The following is a 13,909-nucleotide window of genomic DNA, read 5'->3' as shown; positions in this document are numbered from 1 at the left end:
TGGACTATCTTGCCCTTGGCCGGTCGCGGATGGTCAGCCGCACCGTCCGCGCGCCAGAGGCGCTGCCCCCCTGCCCCGGCCGCGCCAGATCGGGAACCATCGCGCCATCGGCGACGCCTGCATCGGCCAGAACCCGCATGATGGCGGCGGTGCGCGCGGCGGCGAGCTCCCACCGATCCAGCCGCGATGCGGCCTCCTGGGTGACCACCGGAACGGCAATCGCGAATTCGGCCTGCCGGTTCTTGCCGCCCAGAGCGGCAATCGCCTGCACCCCCTTTGCCGTCATCCGCGCTTCCTGCGGTTCGAACAGATCTGCAAGCGGCAGCGCCACGATTCGTGGCTGCGCGGCGGTGTCTGTACCGAAACTGTCGGAAAAGGCTTCTGCGACTGCGGCATGACGATCGCCGACGCTGGCGATCATCGCCATCACCCCGGTCATGATCAGCGCAAGGTCGAGAAAGGATACGGTGGTCCGCTGGGCGGGCGTCATACCGGGTGCACCGGCTGGCGGACGGAACGGGCGTCGTCGGGCGAAGCCTGATGGCCCGCTGCTGCGGCGGCGACATCGGCATATTCGCGCCGACCGATGTCGAACAGGCGCCGCGCCGCATCTTCTTCCCAGCCGATCTGCTCGCCGGCAATGCGTGCCAGGCGCTGCGCAATCGGCCCCGCGATCAGGTTGGCGAGCACCAGCCCATATAAGGTGGTCAGCAGGGCGACCGCCATCGCCCGGCCGATCGAGGCGGCATCGCTGACATTGCCGAACAGCATGATCAGCCCGATCACGGTGCCCAGCATGCCCATCGCAGGCGCGCAATCGGCAACATTTTCCCAGAAGCGGACCATCGCAGTCAGCCGTGCGCGGCGCTGGCTGGCAAGGCGGATCATCGCGGCCTGAAATCCGTCGAGCGAGCGCTGGTTGGCCATCGCATCGGCCGCAGCGGCGACGAACGGCCCGCCGGTCTTGACCCGGTCGGCGCAGCTGATGCCCCGGCTTTCGACGACATGTTCGATGCGCAGCACGGCGCGATGCGCCTCATCCGCCTGGTCCTGAACCTTCAGCCACAGCTCGCGGCGCAGCGCCGCCAGGCCGCCGAGGGCCGCGGTCGTGCCGTTCTGCACCCAGGCGACGGCAAAGCTGCTGCCAAAGACAAAGGCCAGTGGCAGCGGATCGATGAAAGCGGCAATCGTCATTGCGTATCCCTGTAAACCCATCGATTGCCGCCGCGCGCAGGCGGCAAGAAGTTGCCGCCCCACCGGCAGAACTTTGCCGCCCCGCCCGGGGCTTGGCCCCAGCATCCCGGTACCTGAACCCCCGAAACGCCCGGAAATCCGGCAATTTCGCGAAATGGCACAGCCTTTGCTTTCCATCTGGGCGACGCATTCTGTCCATCGCTTAAGACGGCAGGTGCAGCCAAACGTTAAGAGGAATGGTCCCATGGGGGCAGACAGGATTTTCGGAATGCACGGCACGGCGCTGCAGCTGCGATCGCAGCGGCTGTCGATGCTGGCATCGAACATCGCCAATGCCGCGACGCCCGGATACAAGGCGCGCGACCTGGATTTCGACAAGGCCATGCAGCGCGTGCAGGGTGGCGACAGCCTGGAAGGCGCGCTGGGCGACAACGCCGGCTATCGCGTTCCGCTGCAGCCGTCGATGGATGGCAACACCGTCGAGCTCTCGACCGAGCAGACGCTGTTTGCCGAAAACGCCATCGGCTATTCGACCACATTGTCGTTCCTTGAGGGCCGCGTCGCGACGCTGACCCGCGCCATCAAGGGAGAATAAGCCATGCCCGGTCCCATGAACATCTTCGACATCTCGGGCCGTGCGATGTCGGCGCAGCTGTCGCGGCTGAACACCACCGCATCGAACCTGGCCAACGCCCGCACGACCTATTCGAGCGAGGCCGAGGCCTATCGTGCGATCAAGCCGGTGTTCAAGACCATTCAGGAAAGCCCCGGCGTTGCCACCGTGTCCGTCGACAAGGTGATCCAGTCCGACATCAAGCCGACCAAGCGGCATGACCCCACCAATCCGCTGGCCGATGCCGACGGCAATGTCTGGGATGCCGGTGTCGACGAGACCGCAGAGCTGATCGATATGCTGGAGACGGCCCGGCAGTACCAGAACAACGTGCAGGTGATGCAGACCGCCAAGTCGCTGATCCTCGATACCGTGAGGATGGGCAAATGACGACGATTACGGGTGATTACGCATCGACCCTGCAGAAGCAGACCCAGGCGGTTGCCGGCAAGAACACGCAGGACTCGCTCGATCAGACCGCGTTCCTGAAGCTGATGACCACGCAGCTCAAGTTCCAGGATCCGTTCGATCCGGTCGATAACCAGGCGATGGTCGCGCAGATGGCGCAGTTCAGCCAGGTCGCCGGCATTTCGGAAATGAACGCTTCGCTGAAAGCCATCACCAGCTCGTTCAGCACCTCGCGCCTGTCGGAAGCCGCCAGCTTCATCGGCCGTTCTGTGCTGCAGGATGGCGATACCGCCTATGCCGATGCCAACGGCCGCTATGGCGGCGAATTCACGCTGAACGCGCCGGCCAGCAACGTTTCGCTCGAATGGCTCGATACCGCGGGCAACGTCGTCCACACCCAGAACCTCGGCAAGCTCGAGGCGGGCAAGGTCCCCTTCGAACTGGTCAGCGAGGACGAAGCCGGCAATCCGGCGGACATCGGCCCGCTCAAGGTCCGCATCGCGGGTGCTTCGGCCTCCACCCTTTCCACCTGGCTGCCGGTGACGGCGGTCGAATCCAGCAGTGTCGGCGCGGATGCCAATCTGGTCACCCCCGCCGGTTCGATTTCCGTCGGCAGCGCCAGGCGCATCGCCTGATCTGCCAGATCCCAGCCCCCCACACGACCTAGTTTCACTGAGGAGTAGCCCACATGTCCTTCATCACCTCGCTCAGCGGCCTCAAGGCGGCGCAGACCGATCTTTCGGTCGTTTCCAACAACATCGCCAACGGCAATTCGACCGGCTTCAAGAAGAGCAAGGCGACCTTTGGCGACCTGTTCGCTTCGGCCCCGACGCAGAGCACGCGCTCGGTCGCCGGTCAGGGCGTCCGCCTTACCGGCATCGTCCAGCAGTTCACGCAAGGGTCGCTCAACTCGACCGATCGCACGCTCGATCTTGCGATCGCCGGCGACGGCTTCTTCGTGGTGGAGGGCCCGGCCCCGCGCCAGGTGCAGAGCTACACGCGTAACGGTGCCTTCTCGGTCAACGTCAACCGCGAAGTCGTCGACAACATCGGCAACAAGGTGCAGATGCTTCCCGTCGATGCGACCGGCCAGGTCACCGGCACCACCCCGGCCGACATGTTCGATTTCGTGCTGCCGCAGTCCGATCCCGCCGATCCGAACGCCGTTCTGGCGAACATCACCATCGGTGACGAAGGCGTGGTGACCGCCACCTTCTCCAACGGCAGCTCGACTCGCCTGGGCGCGATCGCCATGGCCAGCTTCGCCGCCGTCGAAGGCCTTCGCCCGATCGGCGATGCGCACTGGCAGGCCACCGGCGTTTCGGGGGTTCCGCTGGTCAACCAGGCTGGCAACGGCCCGCTGGGCACGATGCGCTCGGGCACGCTGGAAGCCGCCAACATCGACCTGACCGAAGAGCTGGTGTCGCTCATCGCCGCCCAGCGCAACTTCCAGGCCAATGCCCAGGCGCTCGAAACCGCCAACACGCTGACCCAGACGATCGTCAACCTGCAGGTCTGATGATCGGCTGATCGTTCAAGACTGACACGAAAGACAATGGTGCCCTGACATGGACAAGATGATCCACATCAACCTGAAGGCCATGCAGGGCATCATGAACCGGCAGACGGCCATCGCCAACAACATGGCGAATGCCGACACCACCGGCTTTCGTGCAGAGATCGTCAACGCTCGCGCGCTGTACGTCCATGGTGCCGGGCTCGACAGCCGGGTTTCCACCAGCGAGGCAGTGGTCGGCGCAGACATGAAGGGCGGCACGGTGGAAAACACCGGCGGGCCGCTCGACATCGCACTCAACGGCGATGCCCTGCTGGGCGTGCAGGCCCCCGATGGAGCGGAGGCCTATACCCGGCGCGGTGACCTGATGGTCAACGAAAGCGGTCTGCTCACCACCGGCGACGGACATCCCGTGCTGGGCCAGGGCGGTCCGATCACGCTCCCTGCCGCCGACAAGATCACGATCGCTGCCAACGGCGCGATCTCGATCGTGCCGGTGGGCGGCGATCCCGCGCAGCCGGTCGAGGTCGGTCAGCTGAAGCTGGTCAGCCCGCAGGGCAGCGAAATTCGCAAGGGCAAGGACAACCTGTTCCGCGTCCCCGGCGATGGTGCGCTTCCCGAAGACCCCGACGCCACGGTCACCACCGGCGCGCTGGAGGGATCGAACGTCAACATGACAGAAGCGCTGGTCGACATGATCGAGGCCAGCCGGGCGTGGGAAACCCAGGTCAAGATGCTGACCTCGGCCCAGGAAATGGACGACAGCGGCGCCAGCATCATGCGGATGCCCTAATGAACCGGAACGGAGTAGAATAAGATGAGCAACGGAGCCCTTCAGGTCGCCCGTACCGGGTTGGACGCGCAGAACACCAAGATGCGGGTGATCGCCAACAACCTGGCGAACGTCAACACCACCGGATTCAAGCGCGACCGCGCCAATTTCGAAACGCTGGCCTATCAGCAGCAGATCGCCGCCGGCGCGCGCGCCGATGCCCAGAACCAGTTTGCCACCGGCCTGTCGGTCGGCACCGGCGTGAGGATCGGCAGCACCAGCCGCATCGACACCCAGGGCACGGCGCAGATGACCGAAAATGCGCTCGACATGATGATCGACGGCAAGGGCTATTTCCAGGTCCAGCTGCCCGACGGCACCAATGCCTATACCCGGGCGGGCAATTTCAACCTGACCGCCGAAGGCCAGATCGTCACCGCCGAAGGGCTGCCGCTGATCCCCAATATCCAGGTTCCCGAAGGCGTGACCGGAATCACCATCGGCGCCGACGGCACCGTGTCCGCCACCTTGGCCGGGCAGGCCGAAGCGAGCGAGCTGGGCCAGATCGAGATCGCCAGTTTCGTCAATCCCGCCGGCCTCAAGTCGCTGGGCAACAATCTGCTGGCAGAAACCGCCGCCAGCGGCGCGCCGGTGATCGGCGCAGCGGGCCTCGAGGGTCGCGGTACGCTGCGCCAGGGCGCGCTCGAAGGATCGAACGTCAACATCGTCGAGGAGCTGGTCGACATGATCGAAACGCAGCGCGCCTATGAGGTGAACTCGAAGATGATCCAGTCGACCGACGAAATGCTCCAGTTCGCCAACCAGCAGATCGGCTAAGGCTAGATGACCCAGATGCCCGCTCCCACCACCGCCCGGTCATCCGCCCCCCTCCGGGGTGGACTGGTGGCCGTGCTGGTGCTCGCGCTGTGCGCCGGCACCCCTGCCTATGCCAAGAAGAAGAAGCAGCCGATCCAGCCCGATCCCGACTTCGCGCCGACCCTGTCGGTGCCGATGGCACCACCGGCTGTCCCCAATGGCTCGATCTTTCAGGCCAGCAACGGCTATTCGGCGCTGACCAACGGCGCGCGCGCCGGGATGGTGGGCGATGTGCTGACCATCTCGCTGGTCGAGCGCACCCAGGCGGCCAAGTCGAACGGCGCCAACACCGATCGCAACGGCAGCATCGGCCTGACCCCGCCTGCAACCGGTCCGCTCAGCCTGTTCAACCCCACCGATATCGGCATGGGCGGCAACACCACTTTCCAGGGCACCGGCACCGCGCAGCAGTCCAACTCGCTGCAGGGCCAGGTCACCGTCACCATCGCGCAGGTCTATCCCAACGGGACGATGCTGGTCCGCGGCGAAAAGCTGATCAGTCTCAACCGTGGTGCAGAGCATATCCGGTTCAGCGGCATCGTCCGCGCGGTCGATATCGGTCCGGACAACGTCATCCCCTCCTCGCGCGTCGCCAATGCGCAGATCATCTATGGCGGCACCGGCGAAATCGCCCGCGCCAGCCAGAAGGGCTGGCTGCAGCGCTTCTTCGACATCCTCAGTCCGTTTTGAAGGCCCCTGACATGACCCTGTTCGGCATCACCAAGCCCCTGCCTGCCCTGCTCCGTGCGATTGCTGCGCTGGCGCTGGTGCTGATCGCTGCGATGCAGCCTGCCTCGGCCGAACGGATCAAGGATCTGGGCGCGTTCCAGGGTCTGCGCGGCAACCAGCTGACCGGCTATGGCATCGTCGTCGGCCTTGCCGGCACCGGCGATGACAGCCTGGAATATGCCACGCTTGGCATGCGCGGGGTCACCAACCGCTTCGGCCTGTCGCTGCCGCCGGGGATCAACCCTGCCACCAAGAATGCCGCCGCCGTGCTGGTGACCGCAGAGCTGCCGCCGATGGCCAAGCCCGGCCAGCGGCTCGACATCACCGTGTCGGCGCTGGGTCGCGCCAAGTCGCTGCGCGGCGGCACGCTGATCATGATGCCGCTGCTGGGCGCCGATGGCCAGATCTATGCGATGGCACAGGGCAACCTGGCGGTCGGCGGTCTGGGCGTCAGCGGTGCCGACGGATCGAGCACCGTGGTCAACATTCCCTCGGTCGGCCGGATCGCAGGCGGTGCGACCGTCGAACGCGCGGTCGACACGGGCTTTGACCAGACCCCCTATCTGCTGTTCAACCTGGCCGATGCGGATCTCACCACCGCAATGCGGGTGGCCGACGCGATCAACAGCCAGTTCGGCTATGCGCTCGCGGTCGCCAACGATGCGGTGTCCGTCCGCATCGCCGCCCCTGTCACCGCGCAGGAGCGGGTGATGATGATGTCCCGAATAGAGAACATTCCGGTCACCCCTGCAGAGGCCCCGGCTAAAGTAATTGTTAACGCGCGCACCGGTACGGTCGTCATCAATGGTGCGGTGCGGATCGGCCCTGCGGCAGTGAGCCATGGCAAGCTGACCGTAAAGGTTCAGGAAGCGCCGACCGTCGTCCAGCCTGCGCCGTTCAGCCAGGGCCAGACCGCCGTCGAACAGCGCAGCCAGGTCGCGATCGAGGAAGAAACCAACCCGGCGTTCGAGATCAAGCGAGGTGCCAACTTGTCCGAGATTGTTGAGACAGTGAACGCCATCGGAGCGTCGCCGAGCGATCTGGCCGCGATCCTCGAGGCCTTGAAGCAGGCTGGCGCGCTGAAGGCGGAGCTGGTGATCCTGTGACCGTCATGCCCGCCTCTGCCGCGTTCCCGCTGGCGCGCGCCAGCGCTGCGCCGCCGCTGGAGCTCAAGGCCAGGGCGGCCGCTGCGGCCGTGCAGGCCAGCGACGCGAGCGCCGCCACCGGCGAAGCTGCGGATGCGGCCAAGAAGGCGGAACTGCGTAAGGCAGCAGAATCGTTCGAGGCGATCTTCCTGCGCCAGATGATCGGTGCGATGCGCAGCGCGACCACCGGCGACACTTTGCTGGGGTCGAGCGCATCCGATCAATTCCGTGACATGATGGACGCGCGCGTCGCCGACGACATGGCCGACAAGCACAGCTTCGGCATTGCCGAAATGGTGCTCAAGCAGTTCGGAGTCGATAAGCCATGACCGATCTGCTCAGCATCGGACGGTCGGGCCTCAAGGCCTATGCCCGGTCCATGGCTGCGGTGTCGCACAACATCGCCAATGCCGAAAACCCCGATTACGTCCGGCGCAGCGTCGAGCTGACCGATGCCACGGTGGTAAGCGCGCTCAACCCGTCCTATCTTTCGCAGCAAGGACTCAACGGCTCGCGCGTCAGCCAGACGGTGCGTTCGTCCGACGAGTTCATCGAGGCGCAGGTTCGCCAGACCGGCGCGGCGCGGTTGCGCACCGAAACCCAGCTGGTCTGGCTGGAGCGGCTGGAAACCAATCTCGACAACGCCGGATCGAATGTCGGCACGCGGCTCAACTCGTTCTTCGGGCGGGCCGAAGAGGTTGCGGCAGCACCCTTCGACAGCTCGCTGAAGCTGTCGTTGATCAGCGATCTGGAGGCCGTGGTCGATGCATTTCGCCGGACCGCCGGCAATGTCGGTCTCACCGCCCAGCAGGTCACGCAGGGCGCGGAGCTGGAAGTCAGCACGCTCAATGCTGCGCTCGAGAACCTCAACAAGATCAACCTCGATATCACGCGGACCAAGGTGGGAACCGATGCCCATGCCGGCCTGCTCGATTCTCGCGATGCGATGCTCGAGACGATCACCGAAAAGCTCAACGCCAACATCAGCCTCGCCCCGAACGGAACCGCCACGATCACTTATGGCGGCGAGACACTGGCGGCGGTAAACTTCTTTGCCACCGTCACGGCATCGGCCAATGCCGATGGCAGCCTGGCGCTGGCGGTGGATGGCACTGCTGTTGCCGTGCCCAGCGAAGGATCGCTGGCCGGATTGAGCCGCGCTGGTGCCACCGCACAAGGTCGCCTCGATGACCTGACCGCCCTCGCGCAGCAGTTTGTCGATGACATCAACGGCTGGCAGGCCAACGGCCGCACGCTCACGGGGGCCGCAGGCGCGCCGCTGCTGACGATGACCGGCAACGTCTCCACGCTGGCCCTGACGACTACGGATGTGGCGGCTCTGGCCGTCGCGGGTGCTGACGGCACGCCCAACGGCAATCTGCTGACGATGCCCAGCCTGCGCACGACAGATGGCGTCGAGACACGCTGGAACAACCTGATGTCCGGCTTTGCCACCAACGTGTCGGCCGTCCGCAGCGAAGCCGATGCCGCCACCGCGCTGGATGAAGGCGCACGCCGCCGGCGCGATGCGATCTCCGGGGTCGATCTCGACCGCGAGGCGGCGGATCTGATCCGGCTGCAGCAGGCCTATGAGGCATCGGCGCGGGTGATCCAGGTCGCGCGCGAGACGATGCAAGCCATTTTGGGCGTATTCTAGGATCGGATGAATAGACATGGTCCAATCGGTTAACCGCTATCGCGCCCCCTCGGACGTCAACCAGCAGGTCAAGCTGAGCAAGCTCATTGCCGAGCAGCAGGCGCTGGTTAGCGGCCGCAGCCGCGTGGCAACGCCTTCCGACGACCCGAAGGCATGGCTGGAAGCCGCCAACATCTCGCGCTTTCAGTCGGACGAGGAGGCCTGGGTCAACAACCTGAGCCGCGCCGATACCCGCGCCAGCCAGGCAGAGGCCAGCCTCGACAACATCGTCAACGGTCTGATCCGCACGCGAGAACTGCTGCTGCAGGCCAATAGCGGCACCATCAGCCCGACCGACCCCGCCGTGCTGGCGATCGAAGTCGACGGGATCGCCAGCGATTTCGTCGATGCCTTGAGTCAGCGCGACAATTTCGGCGGCCAGCTTTTCGGAACCGGACCGCGCATCCGCATGCCGATTGGCGATGCGCGTTATGTCGATGCCGCCCCCAATCTTGCGGAGGTGCAGGACAATATCGACATCGGCGGCGGCGTCACCGCCAGCCTTGGCGATATCATGGCCGACACGGCCGCCTCGATCCGCACCGGCAACGGCGCCGATCGCGCCGCGCAGCTCACCGCGCTCGACGGCGCGATCGACCGCATGACCCAGCTGCTCACCCGGCAGGGCGTGGTGAAGGGGTCGATCACGTCGGCGCGCGAAGAGCTGACGCAGAGCAAGCTGTCATTGGCGGAGCGCAAGTCGCAGCTTGTCGATGCCGATGTTGCCGAGGCGCTGACCCGGCTGCAGACGCTGCTGACCAATCTGCAGGCGACCCAGGCGGTCTATGCCAAGATCTCGCAGCAGTCGCTGATCGACTTCCTGCGTTAACCAATAAAGCCACGCTGTTAACCCTGTTTTGCCCTTAACCACGCCGGGCAAAAGCCGTTCTACGATCTGAACGGGCCGGTTTTCGGCCCACCGTTGCACCACCGTCCGGTGGGCATCCGTCACGATCAAGGGAACCGCCATGTTCGCAGTTATTGGCTTCGTCGTTCTGATTGGCATGGTGTTCGGCGGCTTTATCATCGCCGGGGGCAGCATGGGGGTGATCCTTCACGCCCTTCCGCTCGAAATGATGATCATCGGCGGCGCGGCCGCAGGCTCGATGCTGATCGGCAACTCCGGGCCGCACCTCAAGGCCATCGGCGGCGGCGTCAAGACGGCGATCAAGGGATCCAAGTACAAGAAGCAGGATTTCCTCGACTGCATCTTCCTGGTGTCCAAGCTGATGAAGATGCTGCGCACCGAAGGTCCGGTGGCGCTGGAACCGCATATCGAGGATCCCAACAGCTCGACGGTCTTTTCCGAATATCCCACGCTGCTCAAGGATTCGACGCTGATCCATCTGATCTGCGACTCGTTGCGCCTGGTGGTGGTCTCGTCCGGCCAGCTCGATCCGCACGCGGTGGAAGATGTCGTCGATCAGGCGATCAAGACGCATCACCATGAAGCGATTGCGCCCGCCGATGGCCTGCAGAGCCTGGCAGACGCCCTGCCCGCGCTCGGGATCGTCGCGGCCGTTCTCGGGATCGTCAAGACCATGGGCTCGATCGACAAGCCGCCGGCCATCCTGGGTGAAATGATCGGTTCGGCGCTCGTCGGAACGTTCCTCGGGATTTTCCTGGCCTATGGCCTTGTCGGTCCGCTGGCCAACCGCTGCAAGCAGGTGATCGATGCCGACGGCGCAATCTATCACGTCGCCAAGCAGATCATCATCGCGTCGCTCCACGGCCACCCGCAGCCGCTGGTGATCGAAGCCGCGCGCTCGAGCCTGGGCCATGCCAACCAGCCGACCTTCGCCGACGTGTTCGACGGCATGCGGGGCCGCTAAGCCATGGCCGCCAAGCGCAAAGCCGATCCGGTCGAGAATGTCCGGCCGATCATCGTCAAGAAGATCATCGAGGAAGGCCATGGCGGCCATCATGGCGGCGCCTGGAAGGTGGCCTATGCTGACTTCGTGACGGCAATGATGGCGTTCTTCCTGCTGATGTGGCTGCTGGGCGCGACCGAGGAGAAGGATCGCAAGGCGATTGCCGACTATTTCGCGCCGACAATCGTCGAGCTGAAATCGGGCAGCGCCGGCTCCAACGGCCTGTTCGGCGGAGACTCGATCGTCGGGCGGGATGACTATCCCAACCGCGCCGGGCAGACGGGCACCCGCACCATCACCATCCCGCAGGACGCGACCGGCACCGCCGATGACAAGGGCAGCAGTTCGTTCAGCTCCGCAGAAGAGGCGCAGCGTTCGAAAGAACAGCAGAGGGCCCAGTTCGAGGAACTGAAGAAGGAAATCGAGAAGCGGCTGGGATCGAGCGAAGGTCTGGAAAAGCTGATGGAGAACGTCCGCTTCACCGACACCCGCGAAGGGCTGCGCATCGATCTGGTGGACAAGGCGGACTTCAGCATGTTCGCGCTGTCGACCGACATGCTCGTGCCGCGCGCCGCCGAACTGCTGAGCGAGGTGGCACAGGTGGTCAACGGCATGCCCAACCCGGTCATCATCCGCGGACACACGGATGCGCTGCCCTATGCCTCTGGCAAGACGATGAACAACTGGATGCTGTCGACCGCCCGCGCCGAGGCGACCCGCAAGGCGCTGGTCGTGGGAGGAATGAACGCCAGCCAGGTCTATCGGATCGAAGGTGTCGCCGACAAGGAACCGTACAACCCGCGCGATCGCAACGATCCGGCCAACCGCCGCATCTCGATCACCCTGGGCTTTGTCGGCGCAGCCAAGGACGCTCCGGCGGTATCGCCCTCGCGGCAGGCCGGGGGTGGTCTGGGTGATCCGGTGCCATCGCGCCCGGTGCCGTCCCGTCCGGTCCCGCCGCCGCTGCCCAAGGGCTGAACCGCGCCCCGGACGCGGGGATCAGCTCGCGAGACGTTCGGAAATCTCGAGCATGGCAATGGCGGCGCGCGCGGCGTCGCCGCCCTTGTCCTTTTCATGCCTTTTCGCGCGGGTCAGCGCCTGCGCCTCGTTCTCGACGGTGAGGATGCCATTGCCGATCGGCATGCCATCGAGCGTCAGCGCCATGATCGCGCGCGCGCTCTCGTTCGAGACGACCTCGAAATGATAGGTCTCGCCGCGGATGATCACGCCGATGGCGACATAGCCATCAAAGCGCTGGGTATCCGATGCCATCGCGATGGCGGCGGGAATTTCGAGCGCGCCGGGAACGGTCAGAACCTCGCAGCTGTGCCCCGCCTGCTTGATCGCGGCCTTGGCGCCTTCGATCAGCAGATCGTTCAGATGGTCGTAGAAGCGAGCCTCCACGATGAGGAAATGCGCCATGTGTCTTGCCCCTATGCAATCAGGTGAGAAAAATCGGTACTGGGAAGGCAGGCGAAGTCAGTTCACCGCCCAGGCGGCAACCTGACCTGCGACCGTGTTGGCCGCACGGTTGAGCGCGGCGCCGACGGTCACGGCATCGACGGTGCCGACCGGCTCGCTCGCCTCGAAGCGCTGCTTGCGCAGGCCGCTGCCCGGCTTGCGCACAACCGCATCGAAGCGGACGACGACCGCGCCAGCGCTCTCGTCATAGCCGAAGCGCTGCAGCTGGCCCGACAGCATCGTGCTGCGTTCGGAGCCGGTTTCGACCTGGTCAAGCACCAGCCGCCCGCTCTTGGCCGCCAGCGTTTCGGCGAGCACGGTGCGGAACAGCCGCGCCGGCTTGTCCGCCCAGATGGCATCCTCGACATAGGCGATCGCGCTGTCGCTGACCTGCACCGGGACCCGCACCTGATCGAGCGTGCGCTCGACCGTCGGCACATCGACCACGATCGCATCCGTCACCGATGCGGAGGCCATTGATCCTGCGCCGGGCGAAGCATCCGAGGTCAGCGTGAGAAGCTGCGGCGGTGCCTTGGCACCAAAGCTCACGCAGGCCGACAGCATCAGGCTCACCGCTACGGCAGCCAGCAAGGGACTAGGTTTGACGGTCATCGGGCTGGCTTTCCTGTTGGGCGGCACGGACATGGCCCGCTCACTTCTTGGGCTTGTAATCAGGCAGCGGCGGAGCGCTGAGCAGACCGCCTGCGCCTTCCTGATCGATCTTTTCGGTGATCGCCGACAGCGCCTTGGCGGTCACGCGCAGGTCGCGCACCAGCGCCTCGGTTTCGGGCAGGGTGGTGGTCGAGAACTGGCGCAGGCCGGGCTTGGCCTCCTCCATCGTCTCGGTCAGCTTGGCGAGCGCCTTGTCGGTTTCCGACAGCGTGCGCGCCAGCTGCTTTGCCAGCGGACGCCCTTCGGAATCGAGCACATCCTTGGTCGATTGCGCCGTCATGCCCAGCTGCTCTGCTGCCACGCCCGCCTTGGTCAGCGTCACGCGCAGTTCAGCGAGCGCGGCGCGCAGCTGCGGCGCGGTATCGGACAGTTCACCCGTCAGACGTCCCGAATTCTTGAGCAGCACCGAAATCGACTTCTGGTTCTCGTCGGACAGCACCTGGGTGAAGCGTTCTGTCAGCGTCGCCAGCCGCTCGAGCAGCAGCGGCGCGTTGTTGAGCAGTTCGCCCAGCGCGCCCGGCTTGGTAGGGATGACAGGCACGCCTTCGGGACCCGGTTCGGTGATCGCCGGTGCACCCTGCTTGGCCCCATCGAGCTGAATCTGCGACACGCCGGTAAAGCCCACGCCCTGGATGGTGGCGGTGGTGCCTTCGACGATCGGCACGTGCGCATCGACTTCGATCCGCACCCGAACGAACTGCGGATCTTTCGCCCAGAGCGCGATTTCGGTCACCTGACCCGAGGGCACGCCCGAGAAGGCGACGACCGAGCCCTTGGCGATGCCATCGACCGATGTCTTGAAGAAGATGTCGTATTTGTGGCGATCGGTCTCGCCCAGGCCGGCCAGCCAGATGACGAAAGCGGCGATGCCCGCCAGGAGCACCAGGGTGACGGCCCCCACCCAGACATGATTGGCGCGTGTTTCCATGGCTTTGGTTATGCCCCTGATGTTCTGA

At 65.1% G+C, this 13,909-nt stretch carries 18 protein-coding genes; 13 read left to right on the top strand and 5 right to left on the bottom strand.

Annotated elements, in window-relative coordinates; translation table 11 throughout:
- Window positions 1-4 precede the first annotated feature (4 nt).
- Both LI72_RS19030 and LI72_RS08980 read right to left on the bottom strand, forming a co-directional pair.
- Window positions 5-490 (bottom strand): hypothetical protein, encoded by a 486-nt coding sequence (locus tag LI72_RS19030; RefSeq protein WP_052129678.1) that lies wholly within the window; start codon window positions 488-490, stop codon window positions 5-7.
- Complete coding sequence (locus tag LI72_RS08980) at window positions 487-1,194, bottom strand: MotA/TolQ/ExbB proton channel family protein (protein ID WP_052129677.1); 708 nt, start codon at window positions 1,192-1,194, stop codon at window positions 487-489. Before LI72_RS08980 ends, LI72_RS19030 begins: the two co-directional genes overlap by 4 nt.
- A 268-nt stretch (window positions 1,195-1,462) precedes the next feature.
- Here LI72_RS08980 and flgB point away from each other — a divergent pair, with 268 nt between their 5' ends.
- The 13 genes from flgB to LI72_RS08915 all read left to right on the top strand — a co-directional run bounded on the left by flgB (window position 1,463) and on the right by LI72_RS08915 (window position 11,798).
- On the top strand, window positions 1,463-1,789 hold the full coding sequence (flgB, locus tag LI72_RS08975) for a flagellar basal body rod protein FlgB (RefSeq protein WP_231562416.1): 327 nt from the start codon (window positions 1,463-1,465) through the stop codon (window positions 1,787-1,789).
- Between the two features lie 3 nt (window positions 1,790-1,792).
- Window positions 1,793-2,197: a flagellar basal body rod protein FlgC gene (gene flgC, locus LI72_RS08970; RefSeq protein WP_033925579.1), complete on the top strand. Its 405-nt coding sequence runs from the start codon at window positions 1,793-1,795 to the stop codon at window positions 2,195-2,197.
- Window positions 2,194-2,850 (top strand): flagellar hook assembly protein FlgD, encoded by a 657-nt coding sequence (locus LI72_RS08965; RefSeq protein ID WP_033925578.1) that lies wholly within the window; start codon window positions 2,194-2,196, stop codon window positions 2,848-2,850. The genes flgC and LI72_RS08965 overlap by 4 nt, the downstream gene beginning before the upstream one ends.
- A 53-nt stretch (window positions 2,851-2,903) precedes the next feature.
- Window positions 2,904-3,734: a flagellar hook-basal body complex protein gene (locus LI72_RS08960; RefSeq protein ID WP_033925577.1), complete on the top strand. Its 831-nt coding sequence runs from the start codon at window positions 2,904-2,906 to the stop codon at window positions 3,732-3,734.
- Between the two features lie 49 nt (window positions 3,735-3,783).
- Entirely contained in the window at window positions 3,784-4,524 is a 741-nt protein-coding gene (locus tag LI72_RS08955) for a flagellar basal body rod protein FlgF (protein ID WP_033925576.1), read from the top strand.
- Window positions 4,525-4,548: 24 nt separating this feature from the next.
- Window positions 4,549-5,340: a flagellar basal-body rod protein FlgG gene (gene flgG, locus LI72_RS08950; protein WP_033925575.1), complete on the top strand. Its 792-nt coding sequence runs from the start codon at window positions 4,549-4,551 to the stop codon at window positions 5,338-5,340.
- Between the two features lie 15 nt (window positions 5,341-5,355).
- Entirely contained in the window at window positions 5,356-6,069 is a 714-nt protein-coding gene (locus tag LI72_RS08945; protein WP_052129805.1) for a flagellar basal body L-ring protein FlgH, read from the top strand.
- An 11-nt stretch (window positions 6,070-6,080) separates the two neighbouring features.
- On the top strand, window positions 6,081-7,214 hold the full coding sequence (locus LI72_RS08940) for a flagellar basal body P-ring protein FlgI (protein ID WP_033925574.1): 1,134 nt from the start codon (window positions 6,081-6,083) through the stop codon (window positions 7,212-7,214).
- A 5-nt stretch (window positions 7,215-7,219) separates the two neighbouring features.
- The gene (locus tag LI72_RS08935) at window positions 7,220-7,582 is read left to right on the top strand and encodes a rod-binding protein (protein ID WP_081984919.1); all 363 of its coding nucleotides are present in this window, start codon (window positions 7,220-7,222) and stop codon (window positions 7,580-7,582) included.
- Complete coding sequence (gene flgK, locus LI72_RS08930; RefSeq protein ID WP_033925573.1) at window positions 7,579-8,910, top strand: flagellar hook-associated protein FlgK; 1,332 nt, start codon at window positions 7,579-7,581, stop codon at window positions 8,908-8,910. The genes LI72_RS08935 and flgK overlap by 4 nt, the downstream gene beginning before the upstream one ends.
- Window positions 8,911-8,926: 16 nt before the next feature.
- Window positions 8,927-9,778 carry a flagellin gene (locus tag LI72_RS08925; protein ID WP_033925572.1) on the top strand — a complete coding sequence of 284 codons (852 nt, stop codon included), beginning with the start codon at window positions 8,927-8,929 and terminating at the stop codon, window positions 9,776-9,778.
- 139 nt (window positions 9,779-9,917) lie between these two features.
- The gene (gene motA / locus LI72_RS08920) at window positions 9,918-10,781 is read left to right on the top strand and encodes a flagellar motor stator protein MotA (RefSeq protein WP_033925571.1); all 864 of its coding nucleotides are present in this window, start codon (window positions 9,918-9,920) and stop codon (window positions 10,779-10,781) included.
- Between the two features lie 3 nt (window positions 10,782-10,784).
- Window positions 10,785-11,798, top strand: a complete 1,014-nt coding sequence (locus tag LI72_RS08915) for a flagellar motor protein MotB (RefSeq protein ID WP_033925570.1) — start codon at window positions 10,785-10,787, stop codon at window positions 11,796-11,798.
- Between the two features lie 21 nt (window positions 11,799-11,819).
- Here LI72_RS08915 and ribH read toward each other — a convergent pair whose 3' ends face one another.
- Genes ribH through LI72_RS08900 form a run of 3 tightly spaced genes read right to left on the bottom strand, consistent with a single transcriptional unit; the run spans window position 11,820 to window position 13,881 of the window.
- On the bottom strand, window positions 11,820-12,242 hold the full coding sequence (gene ribH / locus LI72_RS08910; protein ID WP_033925569.1) for a 6,7-dimethyl-8-ribityllumazine synthase: 423 nt from the start codon (window positions 12,240-12,242) through the stop codon (window positions 11,820-11,822).
- Between the two features lie 57 nt (window positions 12,243-12,299).
- A complete protein-coding gene (locus LI72_RS08905; protein ID WP_033925568.1) occupies window positions 12,300-12,893 on the bottom strand; it encodes an ABC-type transport auxiliary lipoprotein family protein in 594 nt (197 codons plus the stop codon).
- Between the two features lie 40 nt (window positions 12,894-12,933).
- Window positions 12,934-13,881, bottom strand: a complete 948-nt coding sequence (locus LI72_RS08900; RefSeq protein ID WP_033925567.1) for an MlaD family protein — start codon at window positions 13,879-13,881, stop codon at window positions 12,934-12,936.
- Between the last annotated feature and the right edge of the window lie 28 nt (window positions 13,882-13,909).

This window comes from Sphingomonas sp. 35-24ZXX, assembly GCF_000786215.1.
In the GTDB taxonomy this organism is placed as follows: Bacteria; Pseudomonadota; Alphaproteobacteria; order Sphingomonadales; family Sphingomonadaceae; genus Blastomonas.
This window is presented reverse-complemented; position numbering and strand designations above follow the sequence as displayed.

Coding starts and splice junctions, on each gene's coding strand:
- LI72_RS19030 (WP_052129678.1), bottom strand. CDS start 490: ATGACGCCCGCCCAGCGGACCACCGTATCCTTTCTCGACCTTGCGCTG.
- LI72_RS08905 (WP_033925568.1), bottom strand. CDS start 12,893: ATGACCGTCAAACCTAGTCCCTTGCTGGCTGCCGTAGCGGTGAGCCTG.
- LI72_RS08955 (WP_033925576.1), top strand. CDS start 3,784: ATGGACAAGATGATCCACATCAACCTGAAGGCCATGCAGGGCATCATG.
- ribH (WP_033925569.1), bottom strand. CDS start 12,242: ATGGCGCATTTCCTCATCGTGGAGGCTCGCTTCTACGACCATCTGAAC.
- LI72_RS08960 (WP_033925577.1), top strand. CDS start 2,904: ATGTCCTTCATCACCTCGCTCAGCGGCCTCAAGGCGGCGCAGACCGAT.
- LI72_RS08940 (WP_033925574.1), top strand. CDS start 6,081: ATGACCCTGTTCGGCATCACCAAGCCCCTGCCTGCCCTGCTCCGTGCG.
- LI72_RS08980 (WP_052129677.1), bottom strand. CDS start 1,194: ATGACGATTGCCGCTTTCATCGATCCGCTGCCACTGGCCTTTGTCTTT.
- LI72_RS08945 (WP_052129805.1), top strand. CDS start 5,356: ATGCCCGCTCCCACCACCGCCCGGTCATCCGCCCCCCTCCGGGGTGGA.
- flgB (WP_231562416.1), top strand. CDS start 1,463: ATGCACGGCACGGCGCTGCAGCTGCGATCGCAGCGGCTGTCGATGCTG.
- flgG (WP_033925575.1), top strand. CDS start 4,549: ATGAGCAACGGAGCCCTTCAGGTCGCCCGTACCGGGTTGGACGCGCAG.
- motA (WP_033925571.1), top strand. CDS start 9,918: ATGTTCGCAGTTATTGGCTTCGTCGTTCTGATTGGCATGGTGTTCGGC.
- LI72_RS08935 (WP_081984919.1), top strand. CDS start 7,220: ATGCCCGCCTCTGCCGCGTTCCCGCTGGCGCGCGCCAGCGCTGCGCCG.
- LI72_RS08900 (WP_033925567.1), bottom strand. CDS start 13,881: ATGGAAACACGCGCCAATCATGTCTGGGTGGGGGCCGTCACCCTGGTG.
- flgK (WP_033925573.1), top strand. CDS start 7,579: ATGACCGATCTGCTCAGCATCGGACGGTCGGGCCTCAAGGCCTATGCC.
- LI72_RS08925 (WP_033925572.1), top strand. CDS start 8,927: ATGGTCCAATCGGTTAACCGCTATCGCGCCCCCTCGGACGTCAACCAG.
- LI72_RS08965 (WP_033925578.1), top strand. CDS start 2,194: ATGACGACGATTACGGGTGATTACGCATCGACCCTGCAGAAGCAGACC.
- flgC (WP_033925579.1), top strand. CDS start 1,793: ATGCCCGGTCCCATGAACATCTTCGACATCTCGGGCCGTGCGATGTCG.
- LI72_RS08915 (WP_033925570.1), top strand. CDS start 10,785: ATGGCCGCCAAGCGCAAAGCCGATCCGGTCGAGAATGTCCGGCCGATC.